3 protein-coding genes are annotated in these 3,941 nt (G+C 69.7%); 1 reads left to right on the forward strand and 2 read right to left on the reverse strand.

The genetic code is table 11. The annotated features are described in order from the left end of the window. A partial coding sequence (locus VFS34_02925) for a hypothetical protein (GenBank protein ID HET9793390.1) occupies positions 1-503 on the reverse strand: 503 nt, incomplete at its 3' end. 49 nt (positions 504-552) lie between these two features. Here VFS34_02925 and VFS34_02930 point away from each other — a divergent pair. Beyond that, positions 553-2,580, forward strand: coding sequence for a M1 family aminopeptidase (locus tag VFS34_02930; protein ID HET9793391.1), 2,028 nt, complete (start codon positions 553-555; stop codon positions 2,578-2,580). A gap of 45 nt (positions 2,581-2,625) precedes the next feature. Here VFS34_02930 and VFS34_02935 read toward each other — a convergent pair whose 3' ends face one another. After that, positions 2,626-3,798 (reverse strand): DNA polymerase IV, encoded by a 1,173-nt coding sequence (locus tag VFS34_02935; GenBank protein ID HET9793392.1) that lies wholly within the window; start codon positions 3,796-3,798, stop codon positions 2,626-2,628. Positions 3,799-3,941 lie beyond the last annotated feature (143 nt).

The following is a 3,941-nucleotide window of genomic DNA, read 5'->3' on the forward strand; positions in this document are numbered from 1 at the left end:
CCGCGCCGCGCCTCGGCCGCGAACGCGAGCCCGGTCACCGCGGCGAGCGCGAGCATCGTCCCCAGGGTCTCCGAGTAGATCACCAGTTCCATGAAGGTCAGATCGAGGAGCAGGGGTGCGGCGAGCCCGGCCGCGGTCGCGGAGGACCGCCGCCGCGTCATCGCGAGGACGAGAACGAAGACGAGCCCGCCGCACGCGACCCCGAGACCGCGCTGCGCGCGGACGACGCGCCGTGCGCGCGGGATCGGCGTGCCGGCCGCGAGCAGGAGCAGCGGATAGCCGGGAGTTCGTGCGTCGAGATGCGGCAATCCGCCGGACGCCCACTGGCGGGCGTAGCGCACGTAGCTTTCGGTATCCCAGAATCGTCCCGGGCGCGGCCGGGGAACGAGCGCCGCTCGAAACACGACGCCCCACGCGAAGACGAGAGCGAGCGCGGCCACGGTGCGGCGCGAGCGCTCGCTTCGCACGACGGGATCCGGCGGCGTCTCCGTCTCTTCCCGCATCGACGCTTCGGCGGCATCCTACCGCGCGACCGGGTCTAGAATCGGGGAAGTGATCCCCGGCCCTTCTCGCGCATCCCTCCGGACCGCCGCTCTGGTGTCGCTCCTGGCGCCCGCGCTCTCGGGCGCCGAGACCTTTTCCGTCCAGGTCGACCGATATGCGCATCCGACGCTCGGGAAGGACGCGGCCGTCATCGCGAACGCGACCCTCCAGGTCGGCCACATGAAGGTGACGCTCGCCAAAGGCGTCGTCGCCCCCGTGCTCGCGGGCACGGAGCCGATCGGATTCTTCTTCAAGGGGAACGGCTCCTGGAGATACGTATCCGCGACGGTCGAGGAGTATCCCGTGATGCGGCACGACGCCGACAAGGCGACGCACTGGAAAGCGCGGGACGAGCAGGACGGACTCGCGGTCACCGATTCGTTCGACGACCTTCTCTGGCTCGCGCCCGGCGAGAAGCCGCCGGCCGGAACGACCGGCGCCGCGATTCCGGAGAATGCGTTCCGGCATCACCTCGAGGCGTTCGCGCGCCGCAAATCGGATTCCGTCGCGCAGCGTCTCGCCTACCGCGCGAGGGCCTCCCCCTCGGCGGCTTTCTCCTGGGTGGAGTTCTCGGGCGGTAAGCAGGAATCGATCTGGTTCCGCGACGAGGTCGAGTCGCATGCCGAGGACCTGATCGCCCTGAAGAAGCTCGAGTTCGACAGCGCCAACGCGCCGTGGGAATGGGCGGTCGAGACGATCTCGGACCAGCCGATCGGGCGGAGCTTCCGCGAGCCGCCCCAGCCCGAGGTCGTCCTGACGCGCGTCGAGCCGGAGATCGAGGCGGCGGGCGAACACGCGAAGATCCGGGTCGCCGAGACCTGGGAGAACGCGACGAAGGAACCGATCTCGACCCTGCACGTGAACCTCCGGAGCCGGGTGTTCGCCGATTCCGCCCTCGACATCCGCCGGAACGAGCTGCTCAAGGTCGAGACCGCCGGCGGGCACGCGGTGGACTTCGATCACCGCGACGGGCGCCTGCTCCTGGCGCTCCCGACGCCGATCGAGCCCGGCCGGTCCGTGACGCTGGCGTTCGACATGGAGGGGAACGTGCTCCCTCCGCCGTCGCACGACAGCTACTGGCTGCTGGGATTCGACTCCTGGTTCCCGAGTCCGGGACTGAACGGCTCCGATTTCACCTGCCGGCTGAAAGTGCGCGTCAAAAAGCCCTTCGTCCCGATCGCGAGCGGCGCGGTCGTGGCCCGCAGGGAGGAAAAGGACTGGAACAGCCTCGAGACGGAGCTCGACCACCCGATCTTCCTTCCCGTCGTCCTCGCCGGGAGCTACCACGTCGAGGACGTCGTCAAGGACGGCCGCGCGTACCACGTCGCCAGCTACGCCTACGTCAACCACCGCGCGACGGAACACCTCGTCACGCTCGCCTCGCAGATCATCAAGTTCTACGAACCGTTCCTCGGGCCGTTCCCCTGGAAGGAGTTCACGATCGTCGAGATCAACTCCTACGGATTCGGCGTCGCGCCGCCCGGCACCATGTTCATCACCCGCGAGGCGTTCTCGCCGCACGAGGACGACCTGACGACGATGTTCTCGAAGAGCCTCACCGCGCGGTTCGCCCACGAGATCGCGCACCAGTGGTGGGGACACCAGATCAAATGGCCCGACGACGAGGAAGAGTGGATGTCCGAGTCGTTCGCCGAATACTGCTCGGCGCTCCAGGTCCGGGCGCAGAAGGGCAACGGCGCGTACAACCAGGTCGTCCGGGACTGGGAAGGACGCATGAAGGACTCCGGGGTCTCCGCGACGCTGCCGACGGCGAACCGGATCGAGGGCGAGACGGCGTTCCGCGACCGCTTCGGCCTCCTCTACGGCCGCGGACCGTTCCTCCTCGCGGTCATCCACAGGGAGATCGGCGAGGAGAAGTTCCTCACGTTCCTGAAGACGTTCCAGTCGAACCGGAAATGGCGCACCGGGTCGTCGGCGCTCACGGCGGACCTCCTCCGCTTCCTGACCGGAAGATCCTGGACGGAGTTCTTCGACCGCTACTTCTGGTCGACCGAGTGGCCGACGCTTCCCCGGTAGCCGCGAGTCACGAGTCGAGGGCCGTGGGTCGGGAGTCCGGGAGTCCTATTTGTCCGGGGGTCGGGCTCCCCGCGCGAACCTCACGCTTCGCTCCCCGAATTTCTCCTTGATGCGGTCGATCGCGTCGAAGGCGCGCTTCTCCCGCTCCTTTCCGGGGAGCTCGAGCGGCAGCCAGCCGGCGTTCTTTTCGCCGATGCCCGTCAGCCGGACGCCCAGGAGTCGCAGACGGCGGCGGCGGTTCCATCGGCGGGAGAGCGCGGCGGCCGCCGCGTGCCGGATTTCGTCGTATCCGTCGGTCGGCTCCGGGAAGGTGTGCGCTGCCGAGATCGTCTCGAAGTTCTCGTAACGGATCTTCAAAGACAGCGTTCCGGCGACGTAGCCTTTCCGGCGCAGGCGGAAGCAGGCGGTCTCGGCGAGCGCCGCGAGCGCGGCGTCGACCTCGCCGGGATCGGCGAGGTCGCGGTCGAACGTCTCCTCGGCGCCGATCGAGCGGTCGCGCTCCTCGTCGGGAACGTCGCCGGACACGTCTTCGCCGGACGCGCGCCGCCTCCAGTATTCGGCGTGGTCTCCGAGGAAAGCCCGCCGCTCCCCTTCCGGACGCGACGCGAGATCGCCGATCCGCGTGAAACCCGCTTCGACGAAACGCGGCTCCGTCTTCGGGCCGATGCCGGGCATTTCTCCGACCGGGAGCGGCGCCAGGAAGGCCGCCTCCGTTCCGGGCGGGACGACGAGCTGTCGGTCCGGTTTCGCCTTGCCGCAGGCGATCTTCGCCACGAGACGGCTCGAGGCGATGCCGGCCGAGGCCGGGAGCGAGAGCTCGCGCCGGAGGCGCTCCCGGAGCCGCGCGACCGCCGCGTCCGTCTTCGCGAAGTCGAAGCCGCCCCGGTGCGTGAAGTCCAGGTAGAACTCGTCGATCGACGCGGGTAGCACGCGCGGCGCCTCGCCATCGAGGATCGCCGCCGCCCGCCGGGAAAATTCGGTGCATGCCGCGAAATCGGGGCGCAGGAAGACGGCGTCGGGACACAGGCGCGCCGCGGATGCCGCCGGCATCGCCGTTCGGACCCCGCGGGCCCGCGCCTCGTACGACGCGGAGGCGACGATGCCGCGGCCCCGCTCCGGGTTCCCGCCGACGATCACCGGGCGGCCTTCGAGTGACGGGTCTTTCGCCCTCTCGACGGAAACGTAGAACGCGTCGAGGTCGAGGAGGGCCCAGATCATCGCCGCCGCGACGCTCGCAGGGCTCGGATCGCGGCGGCTCTCGCCGCGCGGACCTCCTCCCTGCGGTTACTCGGGAGACTTTCCGCGCGGCGGCCTCCCGCGGCTCGGGCCAAGCCCTCGACCGCTCCGGCGCCCCGCGAGGG

It is taken from the genome of Thermoanaerobaculia bacterium (assembly GCA_035717485.1).
Lineage (GTDB): Bacteria > Acidobacteriota > Thermoanaerobaculia > UBA5066 > DATFVB01 > DATFVB01.

What these genes read in the sequence shown, in the direction of transcription:
- VFS34_02935 (HET9793392.1), bottom strand. Translation starts at nt 3,798, where the DNA reads ATGATCTGGGCCCTCCTCGACCTCGACGCGTTCTACGTTTCCGTCGAG.